We start from the raw sequence: 665 nt of genomic DNA, 5'->3' as shown, positions 1-665 counted from the left end.
TAGATTAAATAATTATCTACAACCGATTCATTAACTCTCAACTCCCAGTTAAAACCACCCTTATCAGAAATCTTACCTCTTAAATAAAATTCTGGATTTCGTACATAAATTTTATTAGTTTTAGATGGATTAAAGTAGTTCTTGTCCATTGAAAGATTTACTGGTTTTGCATCAATAAATAACGTAGAGCCATCTTCTTTTATAGCTTCTACATTGGACTTATCCTCTCCTGTGTACTCTTTACCATCCTTACCAAATAATACAAGTTTAGAAGGATCTGTCACAAGATTTCCATCGTTATCGATTGCCTCCCCTTTATCATTCATTTTAAATGTAAACACTTGATACCTTACAATGTTAAAGCCGTCCAAAGCCGACATTAATACTGATTGAGTACTTCTTCCATCTTCAACATTTCTACTATCAGCATAAATTGTTGTTTCTGATAAAACTCTTAGATTAGGATTGGCCTTTTGGATTTTTGCTATATCTTCCTTGTTATAGACTCCATTCCCTTCTAACATATCCGTTTTTCCAGGATTATAGGTAGTCACTTTTAGTGCATAGCCTTTTCTCAGAATGATGTTATCCTTTAATAGATATTGTTGTTTTTCTGAATCAGAATAGATTTTACCAGATTCCATGTCCGTTAAATTATTTGGTTT

Annotated in this window: 1 pseudogene; it reads right to left on the bottom strand. The window is 32.2% G+C overall.

The window, feature by feature from the left end:
- Positions 1-665: pseudogene (locus O3622_RS09995) on the bottom strand (serine protease); the annotation flags it as partial.

Source organism: Streptococcus sp. 27098_8_51, assembly GCF_041432205.1.
Taxonomy (GTDB): domain Bacteria; phylum Bacillota; class Bacilli; order Lactobacillales; family Streptococcaceae; genus Streptococcus.
This window is presented reverse-complemented; position numbering and strand designations above follow the sequence as displayed.